This is a genomic window from Natronomonas aquatica, from assembly GCF_024449025.1.
GTDB classification, from domain to species: domain Archaea; phylum Halobacteriota; class Halobacteria; order Halobacteriales; family Haloarculaceae; genus Natronomonas; species Natronomonas aquatica.
In genome coordinates this window covers 25706-42964 of the sequence record NZ_JAHLKM010000016.1, presented here as the reverse complement: position 1 = coordinate 42964, position 17259 = coordinate 25706, and the positions used below count along the sequence as shown (strand labels likewise).

The following is a 17259-nucleotide window of genomic DNA, read 5'->3' as shown; positions in this document are numbered from 1 at the left end:
CCGCCCCGTTCCGGAGTGCCACCGTGTAACAAAACTTAAGCGGGTCCGATCCTCCGTATTACCGTATGCTTCCGGTGGTTCCGATACAGGCGACGGAGGGCGCTACCCGCAAGACCTTCTGGCTGATCTCCAACTCGGAGAAGGTCCTCTTTTATTTCCTCGCGACGGTGACCGTGTTCGTGTTCGCCTACGGGACGTATCAGCGGTTCGCCCGCTACGCCCGCGGGACGGCCGACTGGTTCGATCGCCTCGATGGGCTGGCCGGCCGGATCGCCGCCGCCTCGAAGATCGTCGCCTCCAACGAGAAACAGTTCAACCGCGATCTGGTCGGCGGGCTGATGCACGCCTTCATCCTGTGGGGTTTTCTGACCCTGCTCATCGCCACCACGATCCTCTTTATTGACGAGTGGTACCGCGTGTTCACCATCGCTATGGGTGATCGACAGTCCTTCTGGGTCGGCGACTTCTATCTCTCCTATCAGCTCGTGACCGACGCTTTGGGGTTGCTCTTCGTCGTCGGGCTCTCGGTCGCCCTGTGGCGCCGCTACGTCGCCCGGACCGACCGGCTCCACGGTAAACACACCGACTGGGAGGACGATTTCCTCGTGTGGTCGCTGTTTCTCCTCGGCGCCGGCGGCTTCCTCCTGGAGGGGCTGCGTATCGTCGGGAGCACCGAACCGATCGTCACCGTCGAGCCGGTGAGCTTCGTCGGGACCGCGACCGCGCTCGGGCTCGCCGCGCTCGGGGTGGGGACGTCCGCCGCGGCCACGATCTATCCGATCGCGTGGTGGTCCCACGCCCTGCTTGCGTTCCTCTTTATCGCGGTGATCCCGTACGCCAAGCCCTTCCATATGATCTCCTCGTTTGCGAACGTCGTCACCAGAGACGAGAAGGCCGGCGTGCGGCTGCCTGGGATCCCCTCGGATCTCGACGCGACGAACGCCGAATCGATCGACGATTTCTCCTGGAAGGATATGCTCGATCAGGACGCCTGTACGAAGTGTGGCCGCTGTTCGTCCGTCTGTCCGGCCAAGGCGTCCGGGCGGCCCCTCGACCCGCGGGACGTCATTCTCGATCTCAAACAGTACCGCGAATCGCTCGAACGGGAGGGCGGCGAGACGAAAGACATCGTCGCCGACGGGGGCGGCGTCATCGACGCGACGACGATGGAGTCCTGTATGTCCTGTATGGCCTGTATGGACGCCTGTCCGGTCGAGATCGAACACCTCAAGAGCTTCACCCGGCTGAACCGACAGCTCACAGACCAAGGCGACATCCAGCCGAGCATGCAGGACGTCTTCCAGAACGTCATGCAGAAGGGCAACACCTTCGGCGATTCGCCGGGAGCCCGTGGCGACTGGACCGAGGAACTGGCGTTCGACGTCGCCGACGCCCGCGAGACCGACGTCGAGTACCTGTGGTACGTCGGCGACTACCCGAGCTACGACGACCGCAACAAGAAGGTTGCCCGCTCGCTCGCGCGGATCTTCGAGCACGCCGACGTCGAGGTCGGCATCCTCTACGACGACGAGGTCTACGACGGCAACGACATCCGCCGCGTCGGCGAGGAGTTCCTCTACGTCGAACAGGCGGGGACGCTCGTCGACTCCTTCTCGGAGTGTTCCTTCGAGAAGATCGTCTGTACGGATCCCCACTCGTACAACACGTTCAAAAACGAATATCCCGAGATCGACTTCGAGGAGTTCGCCGACGATCCGATGATGGAGTTCGAGATCGACGGCTACTGGAACGAGGACGGCGACGTCGAGGTGTACCACTGGACGCAGGCCGTCGAGGAGCTCGTCGAGGGAGACGCCCTCGGCCTCGAGGGCACCGAACTCGAGTACACCGTCACCTACCACGATCCCTGCCACCTGGGCCGATACAACGACGAGTACGAGGCCCCTCGCGAGTTGGTCCGGGCGACGGGCTGTTCACTCCACGAGATGCCACGCAACCGCGCCAACAGCTTCTGTTGTGGCGGCGGCGGCGGCGGGCTGTGGATGGAGATGGACGAAGAGGAGAAACCGAGCGAGGAACGGCTCCGGGAGGCGCTCGAGGACACCGACGCCGGCGGTGCCGTCGAGAAGTTCGTCGTCGCCTGTCCGATGTGTATGACGATGTACGAGGACGGCCGCAAGACCGGCGGCTTCGAGGAGGACATCGAGATCGTCGACGTCGCCGAACTGATCGTCGAGGCGCTAGAAGCAAAGGACGCGACAGCGGCGGGCACGGTCGGGTCGGGTGCCGACACCGCGCCGGCCGACGACTGACTCGCCCCGGTGCGGTAGGTCGGGCCTCGGCCGAGTGTTTATATACGATCAAGCGGCCAGACCGGTCCATGCTCTGACGAGTCGCGGCCGGCGTTTCGCGGGAGCGCGGTGCCACGTCGGTCTGATCGGTCACACCGCCTGTTCGCCCTACTCTATCGATTCTTCGCCCAGCCACGCGGACCCGTCCCCGACACCGCCGGATTTGTACGTGCCGTGGGCTGTCGCGATCGCAGCCCCGTCCTCGTCGGTAATCTCCACTTCGACAGCCGCGACATCACTGCCGTTCCGAACGACTTCGGCTTCCGCCCGAAGCACGCCACCGGTTGCGGGCGAGAGATAATCGATCCGCATGTCGATCGTCGGCGCGACGGTACCGCTCGCGGAAATCACCGCGGCACCGCCGACGGTATCGGCCAGCGCGTACGTCACCCCACCATGAGTGACCAGCGTTTCCGGAGTCGAGGAGTGCTCGACCGAGAGTTCGAGTTCCCCGACAGCGCTGCCGTCCCCGATTTCGCGCACATCGATACCGAGCAGGTCACCGAACGGCATCCGATCGAAAATCTCTGCGATCTCCATACGCCCGTTCTACGTCGATCGGAAAAAGCTCCCCCGGTTCGCCACGTGAGGGAAATTGAACGAATAGCTTAGCGATAGCTACGATCCGGGAGCCGTCGTCGAGAAGACGAACAGTGAGACCTTCGGGGCCGCGTCGACGCTCGCCAGACGAGTCGATCCAGCGATGCGTCCGGAACACGGCTTGACATCCTCCCTGCGCTGAAGCGCGAGGCTTTCTCCTCGATTCTCCGTAACTAACAACACTTCTGCCCGCGAGAAGCAAACAATGTTCGAGGAGATAATGCGGAAGTTCGAAGATAGCCCGAGCCAGCAGGCCGTGATCCGTCTGTTGCTCGAACGGGGTTTTTCGGTCAACGATGAGGGACGGGTCGTCTCCGGCGGAATCGAGATCCCCGATACGGGGATCGCCCGCGAGATCGACGTCGACAGACGCGTCGTCGACGCGACGACCACCGCGATCCTCGAGGACGACGAACTTCGCCGGATCTTCCAGAACATCTCCGCGATCCCCTCGCTCATGGATCTCGCGCCCGTGCTGGATCTAACGGTCCTGACGGTTCGCGTGACCGACGCCGACGAGCCCGGTATCGTCGCGGGCGTGACCGACCGGATCGCCGAGGCCGGTATCTCGATCCGACAGACGATAAGCGAGGACCCGGAGTTCACCGACGAGCCCAAACTCTATATCATCACCGACGAGCGACTCGACGGGGCGTTGATAAACGATATCCGCGAGCTGTCCTTTGTCCGGAAGATCGAAATCGAGTGACGGTCCGGCGGTCAGGTCTGCTTCGGGTCCGACCCGCCGTCGGTCGTCTCGGTCTCCGGCGGCGCGTGTCCCTCGACGGCTTCCGCGATATCGGTCTCTTTCGGCGTGTCGACGTGCCACCGATCGACCGAGGTCTCGTAGTCGGCGAGTTTGTTCGAGACCCGGATCTTCAGGTCGTCGTCGTTGACGTTGATCTCGAAGACGTACTCGCCGGCGTCGGCGTCGGCGCGGCTGAGGTTCGCGCTCACGAGCCCGTTGTCGAAGTAGTACGGCGACATCTGTGTCATCACGTTCTCGTAGACGCTGCCCTCGACCTTTCGGAGGGCCTTCCGGGTCGCCGAGTCGGCCGCACGCGCCACGTAGTTGATCGATTCGCGCCACTCGTTGACCGCCTCGCCCGGCGCTTCCAGCCGATCGTACGAATGGGTGAGCTTTTCGCCGGCGGTTTTCAGGTCCTCGTCGGGGGCCTTTCCGGCTTTTTCGCCTTCCCCCTCGTCGACGCTCGCCTGTTCGGCGGTCTTTTCGCTGACGTCCTCCCCGAGCCGTTCGTCGGCTTTCGGACGCCACTCGTCCCACTCTTCGAGTGCCTCCTCGTCGATCGGCTCGTCCTCCGCGGCGATATCCTTGAGCGCCCGCGTGATCCGTTCGCCGTGCTCGACGACCTCGCCCCAGCTCCCGCGTAGTTTGAATCCGGAGACGCTCTCCTCGATGTCCATCTGATTCCTGTATATGGACGAACGCTTATATACCCTGCTACCGGCACGTTCCCCGGCGACGCCGTCTAGGGGTTGGGTTTAAGCCGCCGGCGGACGCGATAATCGGTATGGCTATCGAGGACCGTGGTGACGCCCACGTGATCACCCACGCGCTGGCGAAGCACATGCTTTCGGAGCTTCGATCCGACGAAACCGGTCAGGTCGCGTTCCGGGACGGTCTGATCGAACTCGGCCGGCTCTGCGGATTCGAGATCGTCGACGGCATGATGGATACCGAGTACGTCTCGATCACGACGCCGCTGGCGGAGACGACAGGCGAGGTTGTCAAGGGGATCGACGACGTCGTCATCGTGAACGTCCTCCGGGCGGCCACCCCGTTCGTTGAGGGGCTCGTCAAGGCGTTCCCCCAGGCACGACAGGGTGTCATCTCCGCCGGACGCGACGAGGCCGCCGGAATGAACGAGGCCGGTGAGTTCCCGATTACTGTCGATTACGTCAAGATCCCGGACATCAACGACGACGATACGGTCATCGTGGCGGACCCGATGCTCGCGACCGGGAGCACCATGGTTGCAGTCCTCGAGGAAGTCTTCGATATCGGTCGCCCGGAACGGCTCATCGTACTCTCGGCAGTGAGCGCCCCGCGGGGACTCCACCGGGTCGAGGAAGCGTACCCGGCCGTCGATCTCCTCACGGTCGCCATCGACGAGCGACTCGACGAGGAAGGATACATCGTCCCCGGCGTCGGCGACGCCGGCGATCGCGCGTTCGGAACATAATCCGGGTGTAAACCCCTCCGGTTCGTCTGGATCGCCGCCCCGTCGGCCGATCGTTCTCCTGTTGAAACGTCAGACGGACGACTGACGGGCCGCTTCGAGTTCGATCCGGTCGCTGGTCGCGCTCCGGAGCCGATCGCGGAGCGCGTCGGCGTCGGCGATCGGAACGGAGATCTCGAACGCGACGCGCTCGCCGTAGTCGGCCTCGAACGTCGTCCCCTCGCTTTCGAGGATTCCCCGGACCGTCCCCGAGTCGTCGTAGTCGACGACGGCCGTGAACCGCTCCTGTGGCCGCTTTTCGACCGTTTCGGCCGCATCCAGGACGTCCGTCGCCGCCCGCGAGTACGCCCGGACCAGCCCGCCGATCCCGAGTTCCGTCCCACCGAAGTATCGCGTCACGACGACACAGAGGTTCTCGAGATCGCGACCCTGGAGTACCGAAAGCACAGGCTTTCCGGCGCTTCCGGAGGGTTCGCCGTCGTCGTCGGCGTATTCGCGGAACGGATCCGCCTGGACCCGGTAGGCGGGGACGTTGTGGGTCGCGTCGTCGTACTCGACTTCGATTTCCTCTACGAACGACTCGGCCGCCGCCACCGTCCCGGCGGGCGTCGCGTGTCCGATGAATTCCGATCCCCGCACGGTAAACCCCACGCTCGTACGTCCGGCGATCGTCCGGTAGGCGTCCGGTTCTGACACGGCAGGCCGTTCGAGGCGGGTGGGCTTACCGGTTTCGTCGTCGCCGTCCGACGGGTGTTTATACGACGGATCGTGTATCGGCCGACAATGGACCCAGGAACGGTCGTGACGTTCGCCGCCGCCGGCATAGCAAGCCTGTTCATGGCGTGGGCGATCGGCGCCGGTTCGTCCGGGTCGACGCCGTTTGCCCCCGCCGTCGGGGCGAACGCTATCTCGGTGATGCGGGCCGGCTTCTTTGTCGGGATCCTCGGGCTGTTGGGTGCGACCCTGCAGGGGGCGAACGTGACCGAAGCGGTCGGACGGGATCTCGTCGTCGGAACGACGCTGTCGCCCGTGGCCGCGATCGTCGCGCTCTCGATCGCGGCCGGGCTGGTCGCACTGGGGGTTTTCGCTGGATACCCCATCGCGACGGCTTTCACCGTGACCGGCGCCGTCGTCGGCGCGGGGCTGGCGATGGGCGGCGAGCCGGCGATCCCGAAGTACTACGAGATCCTCACTGTCTGGACGTTGACCCCTTTCGTCGGCGGCGGCGTCGCTTTCGGCACCGCGAAACTCCTGCGGCACGAGGCGGTTCCCGAACTCCTCGCCACGTCGGTTCTCGCCGGGTTGGTCGGCGCGATCCTGGCGAACGTCGAGTTCGTACTGTTGGGCCCGCCCGACGTCGCCCAAAGCATCGCCGGAACGGTCGCCCCGGATCCACGCGTTCGTCTCGCGGTAACGCTTCTGTTCGCCACCGTCGTCGCTGGGGCGCTGGCGGCGGACATGCGATCAGACCGCGCCCGGGGACAGCGGCACTTCCTTTTGGCGCTCGGCGGGCTGGTCGCCTTCTCGGCCGGCGGGAGTCAGGTCGGCCTCGCTCTCGGGCCGCTGTTGCCGCTATTCGATACGGCCGGTGTCGCCGTCCCGCTCGTCGCGTTGCTCTTCGGCGGCGGGCTCGGACTCCTGGCCGGCTCCTGGACGGCGGCCCCCCGCATGATCAAGGCGATCGCCCAGGATTACTCCTCGCTCGGGCCGCGCCGCTCGATCGCGGCGTTGATTCCCTCGTTTATGATCGCACAGGTCGCGATCCTGCTCGGCGTCCCGATCTCGTTCAACGAGATTATCGTCTCGGCAGTCATCGGTGCTGGCGCGGCGGCCGGAACCGGCGGCGTCAGCGGTAGCAAAATGGGGTATACGGTTCTGGCCTGGATCGGTTCGCTCCTCGGTGCGGGCGTACTCAGCTTCGGGCTGTATACGCTCCTTTCGGTCGGTCTATAGCGTCACTCCGGCTGTTCGTCGCTCTCTATCTGTTCTTTCTCCTGCCGTAGCCGGTCATATTCGCCGGTTCGGACGACCCGTGCCTTCATGATCCGGGTGTTCTCGACGCGTTCGATGTGGATCTCGATGCCGTCGTACTCGATGTGTTCGCCCTCCTCGACGAGCCGACCCGCACGGTTGAAAATGAAACCGGCGATCGTCTCGAACTCCTCGCCTTCGGGGATGTCGATATCGAGCGCCTCGTTGACCTCGTCGATGTTGAGCTCGCCCTTGACGATGGCTTCGGTGTCGGAAACGAACTCGATCGGCTCCTCCTCGCCGGCCTGCAGGATCTCGCCGACGATCTCCTCGGTGATGTCCTCCATCGTCACGAGCCCCTCGGTCGTCCCGAACTCGTCGATGACAACGACCATGTGTAGCCGCTTTTCGCGCATCTCCGCCAGTAGTTCGTCGACGTTCTTCGATTCGGGGACGTGAAGCGTCTCCTCGATGAGATCCTCTAGCTCGACCCCGTCACGCTCGCCGTACGTGTAATCGCGGACGAGATCGGAGATGTGGACGATCCCGAGGACGTTATCGAGACTCCCGTCGTAGACCGGCAGCCGGGTGTGGCCGGACTGGACGCACTCTTGGATCGCCTCGTCGACGGTTGCGTCCTTCGAGACGGCGTCCATATCGAGCCGCGGCGTCATAACCTCCTTTGCGATGGTGTTGGTAAACCGGAAGATGCGCTGGAGCATCTCGCGTTCGTCCTCTTCCAAGACGCCCGCCCGCTCGCCGGTCTCGATGATGTCCCGGATCTCCTCGCGGGTGACGTAGGTCGATTCGATCTCCCCGCGCCCGCCGGTGATCCGGTTGACCTGTCGGGTCAGGTAATCGAACGTAACGATGAGTGGCAAAAGGAGGAGCTCCGAGAGCTTCAGTGGCTTCGAGATCCGGAGGGCCCACGATTCGGTGTTCTCGACGGCGTAGGACTTCGGTGCGCTCTCCCCGAAGAGCAACACCAGGGCGGTGATGCCGAACGTCGCAGCGAGGACGGCGACCGACTGCGAAAAGTAATACGAGAGCAGTCCGGTCGCGATCGAGGACATCGCGATGTTGACGATGTTGTTGCCCACGAGGATCGTGACGAGCAGTCGATGCGGATCGTCTTTGAGCCCTTTCAGCGTCTCCGCCCCCGGAACGTTATCCGAGACCAAGGCGTCGACGCGGTGGGCCGGCAGAGAGAACATCGCGATCTCCGAGGACGAAAAGAAGGCCGACAGGAGCAACAGAAGAAAGATCACGGCCGAACCGACCACCACAACGGTTCCATCGCTGAACGGGAGGTCACCGGCGTCGGGGGCAGCCTGTATCACCACGGTTGCGACGTTCCATACGAGAGAGCCCATCTGGACGCCGGTTCTTTATTCGGGGCGAGATTAAGACTTGCCATGGCGCTTCGGTTGTGCAGTCGCCGGCTTCCCGCTTTCCCGCCGCGCCCGTCGAACGGCGACACGCTTAGGCGGCAACCCCTCCAAGGGGTGGTATGACCGAGCCAGAGATAACGGTGTACCGGCTGCAGGCGTGTCCGTACTGTGAACGCGTGATCCGCGTATTGAACGATCTCGGACTCTCGTATCGATCGCGGTTCGTCGAACCGCGACACTCCCGCCGGAACGCCGTCAAGCGACTCAGTGGTTCCCGGACGGTGCCCGCGATCGTCGACGAACGAACCGGCGTCACGATGAGCGAGAGTGCGAACATCGTCGAGTATCTCGAGACGACCTACGGCGGCGACGGCGGTCGGTCCGAACGCGCCCCCGCAAGCGCGGCCGCGGGAGGGGAGGGCGAATGAACCTAGAGTTCGACGTCGTCGAACTCGGCCCGGCCGATCACCCCGAGATCGGCGAGAAAGCGCCCGATTTCACCCGCCCGCTCGTCAACGACGAGTTCTGGGAGGACGCCTCGCTTTCGGAACTCACCGACGCCGGCCCCGTCGTGCTCGTGTTTCACACCATGGACGGGGATTTCCCCGCGACGTATATCTGGCAGGAGATCCGCGACCGCGGGTGGGAAGAGTACGACGCGGAGATCGTCGGGCTCTCCGTCTCCTCGCCGTACGAACACTCCCGCTTCCTCGAGGAGTGGGACATGGAAGCGTTCCGGCTGTTCTCGGACCCACAGAACGGTGTCGCCGAACGCTACGGGATCAGCCACGACCTCGACGGGATGGCCGGGATCGAAGAACCACGGCCGGCCGTCTTCGTCGTCGACGAGAGCCGAACGATACGGAACGGCTGGGTCGCGACCGAGTGGCCGGAGTTCCCGCCGTACGACGACATCGAGGCGGCGATCGAGGAGCTGTGACCGAGCCAGACCTGACCGACGCCGTGGCGGCGATCAGACGCGGCGATCTGGTCGTCTATCCCACGGAGACCGTCTATGGGCTCGGCGCGGACGCGCTCGATCCCGAGGCGGTCGAACGCGTCTACGAAGCCAAGGGACGGTCGCGCGATCGGCCGCTCTCGATGGCGCTGCCGGAACTGTCGGCCGCGGCCGATTACGCTCACACGACCGACCGGGAGCGTGCCTTCTGTGAGCAGTTCCTGCCGGGGCCGGTGACCGTCCTGCTCGAACGGACCGAGCGCGTCCCCGACATCCTCGTCGCCGGCCGCAACCGGGTCGGGATCCGCGTGCCGGACCACGACACCGCCCGAAAGTTGGCCCGTCGGACCGGTCCGATCACCGCGACCAGCGCGAACCGCTCCGGCGTGGAAAGCGCCCGCCGTGTCGAATCGATCGATCCCTCGATCCGCGAGCGTGCCGTCGTCGTCGATACGGGTGAAACACCCGGTGCCGAAAGTACGGTCGTGAACGTCTATTCGGGCGATATCGTCCGCCGCGGCGCGCTCGCCGGCGAGATCGAGGCGTGGCTTGATAGCCGATCACAGCGGTAGCCGGGAGCGGAGCGATCGGGTTTTCGTGCCGCACTCCGACCGGTATTCGCAGGCCCGACAGCGCGCGTCGTCTCCCAACCGCGGCGGGGGACCGTCAAGCGATTCGGCGGTCCGAAGCGCCTTCCGGTAGGCCGCCTTCCGGCGCGTCGTCAGCCGGACCCGCCGGACGATCCCGTATGCGGGGTACTCGACGTAGGGCCGCTCTATCGGCCGCTTTCGCTCCCACGAGAGCGCCTTCGCGGCGGCGGTAGCCCGGACGCCTTGCGGTCCCCAGACGCCACGTTCGGGCGGTTCGCCGGGCGAGACGATGACTGGCGCGGGCGGGTCCTCAAGGAGTTTGTGGGCGATCCCGTGGGCGTCTTTGCCCGCCAGATAGACGCGCGTCTCGGCCGGATCGACCAGTTCGCCCCAGCGATCGGTCGTGACGCTCGTCCGGCCGAGAGTTTCGCTATACTCGGACGGCGATACGGCGATCGGCTCCGCCGCGAGATCCGCCGAATCGAGCAGATCCTCGTACCGGAACGCGAGGTTACGGATCCCCGCGACCGACTCCGGGGGTTCATTATCGTCGTGTTTCCGTCTGTAGTAGAGCTTTCGCGGACAGTACGTCGCGGTCGCGATATCGGTGAACGCTTCCACGGGCAGTCTGGTCCCGCTTTCCCGTATAAATACTCGCCTTCGAGCGTCTGAGGCCTCCAACGTCGTTTATACTCGTGTCGGTCCCGACCGGTTCTGGAACGGTCTCGGGAGGATGATCACAGTGTTCTCTCGATGTCTCTTCCCCGACGTGTTTCTCCCTCTATGTTTGTGTGAAACCCGCACACTCTCCGGATATTTTTAAGTCAAAGCCTTTGCGGGCAAGTCCTACTAATTAATATTAACTTTTTCTACAGTTTTAAGACACTGATACGCGTTTATCAGTGTGGATTCGCTCATGACACAGGTAATATGGATCGTGGCGGCAGTGTTAGTAACGTTCACCGTCGGATACGTCGGGTACTCGCGGTACCTGGCACGGTTCGTCGATCTCGACGAGGAACGGGAAACGCCAGCACACAAATACGAAGACGGACAGGAGTACGTACCCTCGAAGAAGCCGGTGTTGCTCGGGCATCACTTCTCGAGCATCGCCGGGGGGGCACCTATCGTCGGCCCCATCACGGCCGGGGCCGTCTGGGGGTGGGTGCCCGCACTGCTTTGGGTCGCGATAGGGAATCCCCTCATGGGGGCTGTCCACGACTTCGTCTCGCTGTCGGGGTCGCTCCGACACGAGGGGAAATCGATCGGGTACATCGTCGGTGAATACGTCGGCGAGGGCGGCAAGAACATGCTGCTTTGGTTCGCGTTCATAACGATCATCCTCGTCGTCGCCGTCTTCGCGTTGGTCGTCGGGATCGTGTTCAACGCCTTCCCGCAGGTCGTGACCGCGTCGTTCCTCTATGTCCTGCTGGCGCTGGTTTTCGGGGTGTATCTGTACCAACTCGACGGTCCGTTCATCCCGGGGACGGTCGTGTTCGTCGCCGGAATCTTCGCGGCGGTCTGGGTCGGGCTCCAGTATCCGGTGGCGCTTTTCGCCGGTGACTACCCGACCGGAACGATCGTCCTTCTCGGCGGCTCCGGAGACTGGGTTCCGGGTGCCGCGGCGCTCGGCGGCAACACCGCCGGCTGGATCCCGGTTATCATGGTGTACGGCGCGATCGCGAGCGCACTCCCGGTGTGGGTGTTGCTCCAGCCGCGCGATTACCTCTCGTCGTTCCTGCTGTACACCGGTGTCGGCGGAGCGATCATCGCGATCATCGTCGGAACGATCCTCGGCACCTCCTCGGAACCCCTCGTCATCGACTCGACGATCGGTGCGTTCAACGGCTTCTGGGGCGTCGAGTCGGTGTTCTTGCCGCTGTTCCCGCTTCTGTTTATCACCATCGCCTGCGGGACGATCAGCGGCTTTCACTCGCTGGTCTCCTCGGGGACGACGGCGAAACAACTCGACAAGGAAACCGACGCCCGACTGATCGGCTACGGCGGGATGCTCGGTGAGGGTCTTCTGGCCGCGACGGCGCTGTCGACGCTTGCCGTGTGGGGTTTCGCCGAGCCCGGCGGCGGCATCGGTGCCGCGCTCCCGAACTTCGCCTCCGGTGGCGGCCTCATCCTGACGAGCCTCAGTATCCCCGAGACGGTCGGCTCGGTGTTCATGGCGCTCGTTCTCGTGAGCTTCCTGCTCACCTCCACTGACACGGCCGTCCGGCTCGGCCGATACATGATGGAGGAGATCGTCGGGACGACCCCCGGCCGGACAGATACCGGGCTGAGCGCCGACATCGGCTCGATCGCGCGCGGTCGCTACACCAACCCGCTCATCCAGATCATCCCGGCGTACCTCATGGTCATCTCCGGGCAGTGGGTCGTTCTGTGGGGACTGTTCGGCGGCGCGAACCAGCTGCTCGCCGCGCTCGCGTTGCTCACGGCGACCGTCTGGATCGCCAACTGGGACGAGACGAAACAGCTCGCCTCGACCGGCATCCCGATGGCGATCATGGTCACGATCACGGTGCTGGGGCTGGCGTGGCTCGCGTTCTATGAGAACCTCTATGTCAACCTGATCCAGGGCGGCGCCGAGACGACTGAGGGGGCGATCTCCGCGGGCGTCCAGATGGTGCTCGCGGTCGTGTTGATAACGCTGGCGCTTCTTTTGGTCCGACTCGGTTATCGGAGCATCTCCGAAGCACGTGGCGGGCCGGAAACCCCGGCCGCCGAACCGGGCGACGACTGAGCCGCTGCGTACTTTTTTATTCGCCGCGACGGACGTCCTCGAAAAGCGACGGGACCGTCCCCGAAGAGGGAACGAGTGCGACGGCCGTAACGCCGTCTTCGCCCGCGGACACGCTCGCCCGGACGACGCTGACTGCCGTCCCGTCGACAGTCCCGCCGAGTCGGACCCCTGTCGTTTCGGCCCCGAGCAGGACGACCGAAACGTCGCCGTCGGCTGTCGGATCGCTGATAGCCCGTCCTGTCGCGTGCTCGATGGCCGTCGCGTCGTCTAACGCGATGACGGGATCACGACGGAGCTCCGAACCCTCCAGTAGATCCACCAGCGGGGCGGTGACGACGCCGAACCGGGCCGAGGCTCCGTCGGTGTAGACCCGACGGAAAACGGTCGCGTTCACTTCGCGTCTGGCGGTGGTTTCGACGTCCCCGGAGATCTCCGCGGTGACCGTCGTCTCGATGGTGCGTTCGTCCTCGGTTTCCAGACTGTAACCCGCTTCGGTGGCCGCAGCCTCCGGGAGTTCGGCCGGCGTCGTCGCGGTTGCCTCGATCGGCTCGCTTTCCCCCGGCCGGAGTCCACAGCCGGCCAGTGCAACCGTCCCGCCGACGAGAAGCCCCCGTCTCGTTGTTCGCGGCGGTCTCATCTCCAGAACCGTTTCGCGAACCGCGAGAGGAACCCTTCCTCGGGTTCGGTGACGTCCTTCCAGAGCGTGAACGCTTCGGCGACGTCGGCGGCTTCGCTCGCGACCGCCCGTTCGGCTTCGGGGACGACGACGACGAGGTTCACGTCGTAGTGGCCGTAATATCCGAACTTCAGCAACTCCCGTTCGCGGAACCCCGGGACGAACCCGGCGACGTCGTCGGGGAGTTCCTCGCAGACGAGGACGAACGTGACGTCCGTCCCGAAGTGTTCCTCGTCGGCGACGATCCGCTCGTCGGCGATCTCGTGTCCCAAATCGACCAATCGGCGCAGTTCGGCGACGGTCGGTCGCGGTTCGCGGCGGACGAAGAGGTACTCTTCGGTCTCGTGGTCGGCGTAGCTCAACGCCGGGTGGAAGAACTGCTTTTGGTTGAGCACGCGCATTTCGCCGTACATCTCCCAGCGCTCACCGTGGACGTGCCGGTCCCGTTCGAGGTCGTAGTTGTACATCAGCCGGTCGCTCACCCGGTCCAGATACTCGTCATCCCACTCGGGGACGGCCTCGCGGATCTCCTCGGGGAGTTCGGCCGCGGCGGCGTCGGCCGAGCGCTCGGCCTCGTATCCCTCGTTAGTCCTCCCGGACGGGTCGCTCTCTTCTGCTCCGCTCATCGTCTCTCGTCCTCACGACCGCGTTCGGCCTGTGTCGTGTTCGTCCGGACGGTCCGCCCGTCGTTCGACGCCGTCCGACGCGCCCGTAGCCGTTCGAGGATCCCTTCGGTGGCCGCCCCGTCGACGGATCGTCGTCTCATGTGCCACCGTATGACGAGGGTCCGCAAATAGCCATCGACGGCCGTGCGGAGCCGATGCAGAACCAGGACAGATTTTAATCAGTTCGTCCGCGTATTCGAGGGTATGACCGAAAAGAAGACCGAAGCCTGCGGCCGGTGTTCGATGACGACGGTCGTCGACGCCGCCGTCGACGGCGAGGAACGCGATCCGTTCGGCGACGAGCGGATCGAAGTCGACAGCGAGACGTTCAGCCGGATCTCGCCGGCCGTCTGGCTCAGCAGGATCGGCGCCCGTCTCAACGCCGCTGTCCAGCGGTTCACCTACGGCCGGTAGGCCCTCCGGTCCGTTTCAACTCTCCTCGCGTCCGTTTCAACTGTTCGTAACGAGATACGTCAACGCGAAGAGCACGACCGTCGCGGTCGCGACGTTCATCAGCGACAGTTCCGCCGCATCGAGCAGCGACAGCCCCCAGACGACCGTCGCTCCGAACGAGGCCGACAGGACCACGTTCAACAGGAACAGGACACGGGGGTCCCCCCGACTGCCGGAGATCCCCTCATCGAACCCCTTCGGATCGCCCTCGTCCATGCCGGAGACACCGGCGGAGGGTTTATTGTTCTGTCGACAAAGCAGGGGTATGCCGCTTTCGAACCGGCACGGAACCCCGATCGATCCGGTCCCGTTCGCCGTCGTGTCCGGGCTGGGCTGTATGCTGACGCTGTCGCTCGGTCCGCTGTACGGCCAGGCGTTCGGCCTCTCGCTTCCGGTCGCTCTGTTGTGTGCGGCCGCGGTTTCCGTCGCCGTCGTCGTCGGTTCGTTCTACTGGCAGGTGTGGGACGCCTACCCGCCGGCGGAGACGTCGGTCGAGATACGCGCCGAACGGTTGCTCTACGGGGCGCTGGCGTTCGGCGTTCTCCTGCTCGGGTTGACGCTCCCGCTTTTCCTCAGGTGACAGCCGCCGAATTATCACGAACAGCCGCCCCGATTTATATATGAACGGCCGCAAGCTCCGGGTATGCGCGAGATCGAGCGCTCCCGGTTCGTCCCCTCGACGCCGCGTGAACTCGAGGGGCTGCTCGATCCGGCCCGGATCGTCAAACTCGAGGGGAGCTTTTCGGTCGAAGCGACTATCGAATCCGACGAGGGGACGCTGGTGACCGTCTCGGGTCCCGGACTGACGTTCACGCTGCGTTTCGAGCCGATCGATCGCGGGTTCTACTACACGCAGGCCGGCGAGGCCGGGCCCTTCGAGTCGATGGAGACGTGGCTCACCGCCGCCCCGGAAAACGAGGGCTCGCGGGTCTCGGTCCGGTCGTCCGTCTCGATCGCCGTCCCGTTGCCCTTCTCGGATCGTCTGGCCGCCTGGAAACGGCGGGGCGAACTGGACCGGCTGCTCGATCGGATCGCTGCCGAGGCCTGACCGGGTGCTCGCGGCCGTGTGGCACTGACACACAGCCGCGAGAACGTTGTATGTGTGGCCGAACGAACGCCGGTATGGGACTCATCGACAGCGTCAAGGACGCCTTCGCCTCCCCGTCGCCGAAGGGACGGCCGGACGACGGCTCGAAAGGTGCTTACTGGTGTGACGACTGCAGCAACCGTATCCGCGACGTCGAGTTGGACGTCGATCCCGGTGAGGACGTAGACTGTCCGGACTGCGGGGAGACGATGCGGTTCGAGCGCTCCTCGGGACGGGACTGCGCCTGCTGAGGACCTACTCCCTGAGAACGGTCTCTTCGCCAGCCTCCACGGGGAACGGTCCGCCGTCCGGAGCCGCCCCGGTTCCGGAGCTGGGATCGACCAGGGCCCCATCGAGGGCGGTCTCGATCGCGTCCCGGTCGTACTCGGTCCCGATGAACACCAGTTCGGTCCGGCGATCGCCGTGTTCCTTGTGCCACTCCAGTTCCGGCCGGTTCGAGCGGTACATCTCCCGTTCGATCTCTGGGAGAGAGGCGAGCCACGGTCCCTGTGCGGTCGCCCGCACCGACGGCCCGGCGACGCTCAGCGTGATCCGGAGATCGATGCCTGCGATCCAGACGGTCCCTTTCGCCCGGACGATCGACGGCGGTAGCTCACGGAGGACCGCCGCGACGTGTTCCGGATCGAACGGCTGTCTGCGACGGTAAGTAAAGGAATCGACACCGTAAACCTCGTCCGGGTGGGCGTGATCGTGTTCGTGATCGTGTTCGTTATCATGTCCGTGGTTGTGGTCGTGATCCCGGTCGTGTCGATCTCGATGACCGTCCGCCTCCGTCGTTTCCTCTCCCTCCGTTTCCTCTCCCTCCGTTTCGTCTTCCTCCAGCAACCGCTTCCAGGCGGGCAGTTCCTGCATCCGCCCGCGGTCGAAGCGGCCGGTATCGAGTATCAGGTCCGGATCGACATCGGAAAACTCCGTGGGGATCGTCTCGACGTCGGGCTGGAGCCCGGCCACGAGGCCGGCCGCCCGCTCGAGTTCCTCGTCGCTACAGCGGTCGGTCTTGTTGAGCAGGACGACGTTCGCGGTTTCGACCTGCTCGACGAGGAGATCCGACAGCGGCCGATCGCCCTCCTCGCCGCGCCGTTCGACCTCCCCGCCGGAGAACATCTCGAGGAAGTACGGCGTATCCAGCACACAGACGATACAGTCGACGTCGTATCGGGCCGCGACGCGCGATTCGGTGGTGAAAAGCCGGGCGATCGGCGCCGGTTCGGAGATCCCCGACGGCTCTACGACGAGGTGATCGAAGGACTGGTCCCGCGCCAGCCGGACGACGGCGGTCTCCAGATCGTCCTGCAGCTCACAGCAGATACAGCCGTTCGACAGTTCGGCGACGCCGTCGTCGACGTCCAGTTCCGACCCCTCAGCGATGAGTTCGGCGTCGACGTTCACCGTCCCCATGTCGTTGACGAGGACGGCGATACGGCGGTTGTCGGCCTCGGCCAGCAGGTGGTTCAAAAGCGTCGTCTTGCCGGCGCCGAGGCTCCCCGAGAGGATCGTCACCGGGATGTTCCCGTGGCCCGTATCGGTACTCATACCGGGACGACGGCGTCGATCCTCTTGAAAGCGCCGCCGCTCACCGCTC

Annotated in this window: 22 protein-coding genes; 12 read left to right on the top strand and 10 right to left on the bottom strand. The window is 64.7% G+C overall.

Going from position 1 to position 17259, the window contains the following annotated elements; genetic code table 11:
• Positions 1 to 65: 65 nt before the first annotated feature.
• Complete coding sequence (locus tag KM295_RS11520; RefSeq protein WP_256030103.1) at positions 66 to 2273, top strand: (Fe-S)-binding protein; 2208 nt, start codon at positions 66 to 68, stop codon at positions 2271 to 2273.
• 147 nt (positions 2274 to 2420) lie between these two features.
• On the opposite strand, the gene KM295_RS11515 is transcribed toward KM295_RS11520, so the two are convergent.
• Positions 2421 to 2852: a PaaI family thioesterase gene (locus KM295_RS11515; RefSeq protein ID WP_256030102.1), complete on the bottom strand. Its 432-nt coding sequence runs from the start codon at positions 2850 to 2852 to the stop codon at positions 2421 to 2423.
• Positions 2853 to 3117: 265 nt separating this feature from the next.
• Here KM295_RS11515 and KM295_RS11510 point away from each other — a divergent pair, with 265 nt between their 5' ends.
• The gene (locus KM295_RS11510; RefSeq protein ID WP_256030101.1) at positions 3118 to 3621 is read left to right on the top strand and encodes a TrpY family transcription regulator; all 504 of its coding nucleotides are present in this window, start codon (positions 3118 to 3120) and stop codon (positions 3619 to 3621) included.
• Positions 3622 to 3632: 11 nt separating this feature from the next.
• Here the strand turns inward: KM295_RS11510 and KM295_RS11505 are convergent, their stop codons facing one another.
• On the bottom strand, positions 3633 to 4337 hold the full coding sequence (locus KM295_RS11505; RefSeq protein ID WP_256030100.1) for a DUF5828 family protein: 705 nt from the start codon (positions 4335 to 4337) through the stop codon (positions 3633 to 3635).
• A 107-nt stretch (positions 4338 to 4444) separates the two neighbouring features.
• Here KM295_RS11505 and upp point away from each other — a divergent pair, with 107 nt between their 5' ends.
• On the top strand, positions 4445 to 5116 hold the full coding sequence (gene upp / locus KM295_RS11500; protein WP_256030099.1) for a uracil phosphoribosyltransferase: 672 nt from the start codon (positions 4445 to 4447) through the stop codon (positions 5114 to 5116).
• 69 nt (positions 5117 to 5185) lie between these two features.
• On the opposite strand, the gene KM295_RS11495 is transcribed toward upp, so the two are convergent.
• Positions 5186 to 5809, bottom strand: coding sequence for an IMPACT family protein (locus tag KM295_RS11495; protein ID WP_256030098.1), 624 nt, complete (start codon positions 5807 to 5809; stop codon positions 5186 to 5188).
• Positions 5810 to 5896: 87 nt separating this feature from the next.
• On the opposite strand from KM295_RS11495, the gene KM295_RS11490 reads away from it, so the two are divergent.
• A complete protein-coding gene (locus KM295_RS11490) occupies positions 5897 to 7066 on the top strand; it encodes an inorganic phosphate transporter (RefSeq protein WP_256030097.1) in 1170 nt (389 codons plus the stop codon).
• A 2-nt stretch (positions 7067 to 7068) separates the two neighbouring features.
• Here the strand turns inward: KM295_RS11490 and KM295_RS11485 are convergent, their stop codons facing one another.
• The gene (locus KM295_RS11485; protein WP_256030096.1) at positions 7069 to 8457 is read right to left on the bottom strand and encodes a hemolysin family protein; all 1389 of its coding nucleotides are present in this window, start codon (positions 8455 to 8457) and stop codon (positions 7069 to 7071) included.
• Positions 8458 to 8594: 137 nt separating this feature from the next.
• On the opposite strand from KM295_RS11485, the gene KM295_RS11480 reads away from it, so the two are divergent.
• From KM295_RS11480 to KM295_RS11470, 3 genes are read left to right on the top strand one after another with little or no spacing between them, the layout of a single operon-like run.
• Positions 8595 to 8903 (top strand): glutaredoxin family protein, encoded by a 309-nt coding sequence (locus KM295_RS11480; protein ID WP_256030095.1) that lies wholly within the window; start codon positions 8595 to 8597, stop codon positions 8901 to 8903.
• Positions 8900 to 9415 (top strand): redoxin domain-containing protein, encoded by a 516-nt coding sequence (locus KM295_RS11475; protein WP_256030094.1) that lies wholly within the window; start codon positions 8900 to 8902, stop codon positions 9413 to 9415. The genes KM295_RS11480 and KM295_RS11475 overlap by 4 nt, the downstream gene beginning before the upstream one ends.
• Positions 9412 to 10005 (top strand): L-threonylcarbamoyladenylate synthase, encoded by a 594-nt coding sequence (locus tag KM295_RS11470; protein WP_256030093.1) that lies wholly within the window; start codon positions 9412 to 9414, stop codon positions 10003 to 10005. Before KM295_RS11475 ends, KM295_RS11470 begins: the two co-directional genes overlap by 4 nt.
• On the opposite strand, the gene KM295_RS11465 is transcribed toward KM295_RS11470, so the two are convergent.
• Positions 9994 to 10644, bottom strand: coding sequence for a hypothetical protein (locus tag KM295_RS11465; RefSeq protein WP_256030092.1), 651 nt, complete (start codon positions 10642 to 10644; stop codon positions 9994 to 9996). The genes KM295_RS11470 and KM295_RS11465 overlap by 12 nt on opposite strands.
• A 295-nt stretch (positions 10645 to 10939) precedes the next feature.
• On the opposite strand from KM295_RS11465, the gene KM295_RS11460 reads away from it, so the two are divergent.
• A complete protein-coding gene (locus KM295_RS11460) occupies positions 10940 to 12775 on the top strand; it encodes a carbon starvation CstA family protein (RefSeq protein WP_256030091.1) in 1836 nt (611 codons plus the stop codon).
• A gap of 16 nt (positions 12776 to 12791) precedes the next feature.
• On the opposite strand, the gene KM295_RS11455 is transcribed toward KM295_RS11460, so the two are convergent.
• From KM295_RS11455 to KM295_RS11445, 3 genes are read right to left on the bottom strand one after another with little or no spacing between them, the layout of a single operon-like run.
• Positions 12792 to 13412: a DUF6517 family protein gene (locus KM295_RS11455; protein ID WP_256030090.1), complete on the bottom strand. Its 621-nt coding sequence runs from the start codon at positions 13410 to 13412 to the stop codon at positions 12792 to 12794.
• Positions 13409 to 14077 (bottom strand): DUF8052 family protein, encoded by a 669-nt coding sequence (locus KM295_RS11450; RefSeq protein WP_256030089.1) that lies wholly within the window; start codon positions 14075 to 14077, stop codon positions 13409 to 13411. The genes KM295_RS11455 and KM295_RS11450 overlap by 4 nt, the downstream gene beginning before the upstream one ends.
• Positions 14074 to 14217 carry a hypothetical protein gene (locus tag KM295_RS11445; RefSeq protein ID WP_256030088.1) on the bottom strand — a complete coding sequence of 48 codons (144 nt, stop codon included), beginning with the start codon at positions 14215 to 14217 and terminating at the stop codon, positions 14074 to 14076. The genes KM295_RS11450 and KM295_RS11445 overlap by 4 nt, the downstream gene beginning before the upstream one ends.
• A 103-nt stretch (positions 14218 to 14320) precedes the next feature.
• Here KM295_RS11445 and KM295_RS11440 point away from each other — a divergent pair, with 103 nt between their 5' ends.
• A complete protein-coding gene (locus KM295_RS11440) occupies positions 14321 to 14530 on the top strand; it encodes a DUF8007 family protein (protein WP_256030087.1) in 210 nt (69 codons plus the stop codon).
• A gap of 36 nt (positions 14531 to 14566) precedes the next feature.
• On the opposite strand, the gene KM295_RS11435 is transcribed toward KM295_RS11440, so the two are convergent.
• Positions 14567 to 14785 (bottom strand): DUF8107 family protein, encoded by a 219-nt coding sequence (locus KM295_RS11435; RefSeq protein ID WP_256030086.1) that lies wholly within the window; start codon positions 14783 to 14785, stop codon positions 14567 to 14569.
• A gap of 49 nt (positions 14786 to 14834) precedes the next feature.
• On the opposite strand from KM295_RS11435, the gene KM295_RS11430 reads away from it, so the two are divergent.
• The 3 genes from KM295_RS11430 to KM295_RS11420 all read left to right on the top strand — a co-directional run bounded on the left by KM295_RS11430 (position 14835) and on the right by KM295_RS11420 (position 15907).
• Complete coding sequence (locus KM295_RS11430) at positions 14835 to 15149, top strand: hypothetical protein (protein ID WP_256030085.1); 315 nt, start codon at positions 14835 to 14837, stop codon at positions 15147 to 15149.
• Positions 15150 to 15212: 63 nt separating this feature from the next.
• Complete coding sequence (locus tag KM295_RS11425; RefSeq protein WP_256030084.1) at positions 15213 to 15617, top strand: SRPBCC family protein; 405 nt, start codon at positions 15213 to 15215, stop codon at positions 15615 to 15617.
• A gap of 74 nt (positions 15618 to 15691) precedes the next feature.
• Positions 15692 to 15907, top strand: coding sequence for a hypothetical protein (locus KM295_RS11420; protein ID WP_256030083.1), 216 nt, complete (start codon positions 15692 to 15694; stop codon positions 15905 to 15907).
• 4 nt (positions 15908 to 15911) lie between these two features.
• On the opposite strand, the gene KM295_RS11415 is transcribed toward KM295_RS11420, so the two are convergent.
• Entirely contained in the window at positions 15912 to 17210 is a 1299-nt protein-coding gene (locus KM295_RS11415; protein WP_256030082.1) for a CobW family GTP-binding protein, read from the bottom strand.
• Positions 17211 to 17259 lie beyond the last annotated feature (49 nt).

Excerpts from the sequence above, each read along its gene's own strand:
- KM295_RS11520 (WP_256030103.1), top strand. The coding sequence starts at position 66 with ATGCTTCCGGTGGTTCCGATACAGGCGACGGAGGGCGCTACCCGCAAG.
- KM295_RS11515 (WP_256030102.1), bottom strand. The coding sequence starts at position 2,852 with ATGGAGATCGCAGAGATTTTCGATCGGATGCCGTTCGGTGACCTGCTC.
- KM295_RS11510 (WP_256030101.1), top strand. The coding sequence starts at position 3,118 with ATGTTCGAGGAGATAATGCGGAAGTTCGAAGATAGCCCGAGCCAGCAG.
- KM295_RS11505 (WP_256030100.1), bottom strand. The coding sequence starts at position 4,337 with ATGGACATCGAGGAGAGCGTCTCCGGATTCAAACTACGCGGGAGCTGG.
- upp (WP_256030099.1), top strand. The coding sequence starts at position 4,445 with ATGGCTATCGAGGACCGTGGTGACGCCCACGTGATCACCCACGCGCTG.
- KM295_RS11490 (WP_256030097.1), top strand. The coding sequence starts at position 5,897 with ATGGACCCAGGAACGGTCGTGACGTTCGCCGCCGCCGGCATAGCAAGC.
- KM295_RS11485 (WP_256030096.1), bottom strand. The coding sequence starts at position 8,457 with ATGGGCTCTCTCGTATGGAACGTCGCAACCGTGGTGATACAGGCTGCC.
- KM295_RS11480 (WP_256030095.1), top strand. The coding sequence starts at position 8,595 with ATGACCGAGCCAGAGATAACGGTGTACCGGCTGCAGGCGTGTCCGTAC.
- KM295_RS11475 (WP_256030094.1), top strand. The coding sequence starts at position 8,900 with ATGAACCTAGAGTTCGACGTCGTCGAACTCGGCCCGGCCGATCACCCC.
- KM295_RS11460 (WP_256030091.1), top strand. The coding sequence starts at position 10,940 with ATGACACAGGTAATATGGATCGTGGCGGCAGTGTTAGTAACGTTCACC.
- KM295_RS11455 (WP_256030090.1), bottom strand. The coding sequence starts at position 13,412 with ATGAGACCGCCGCGAACAACGAGACGGGGGCTTCTCGTCGGCGGGACG.
- KM295_RS11450 (WP_256030089.1), bottom strand. The coding sequence starts at position 14,077 with ATGAGCGGAGCAGAAGAGAGCGACCCGTCCGGGAGGACTAACGAGGGA.
- KM295_RS11445 (WP_256030088.1), bottom strand. The coding sequence starts at position 14,217 with ATGAGACGACGATCCGTCGACGGGGCGGCCACCGAAGGGATCCTCGAA.
- KM295_RS11440 (WP_256030087.1), top strand. The coding sequence starts at position 14,321 with ATGACCGAAAAGAAGACCGAAGCCTGCGGCCGGTGTTCGATGACGACG.
- KM295_RS11435 (WP_256030086.1), bottom strand. The coding sequence starts at position 14,785 with ATGGACGAGGGCGATCCGAAGGGGTTCGATGAGGGGATCTCCGGCAGT.
- KM295_RS11430 (WP_256030085.1), top strand. The coding sequence starts at position 14,835 with ATGCCGCTTTCGAACCGGCACGGAACCCCGATCGATCCGGTCCCGTTC.
- KM295_RS11425 (WP_256030084.1), top strand. The coding sequence starts at position 15,213 with ATGCGCGAGATCGAGCGCTCCCGGTTCGTCCCCTCGACGCCGCGTGAA.
- KM295_RS11420 (WP_256030083.1), top strand. The coding sequence starts at position 15,692 with ATGGGACTCATCGACAGCGTCAAGGACGCCTTCGCCTCCCCGTCGCCG.
- KM295_RS11415 (WP_256030082.1), bottom strand. The coding sequence starts at position 17,210 with ATGAGTACCGATACGGGCCACGGGAACATCCCGGTGACGATCCTCTCG.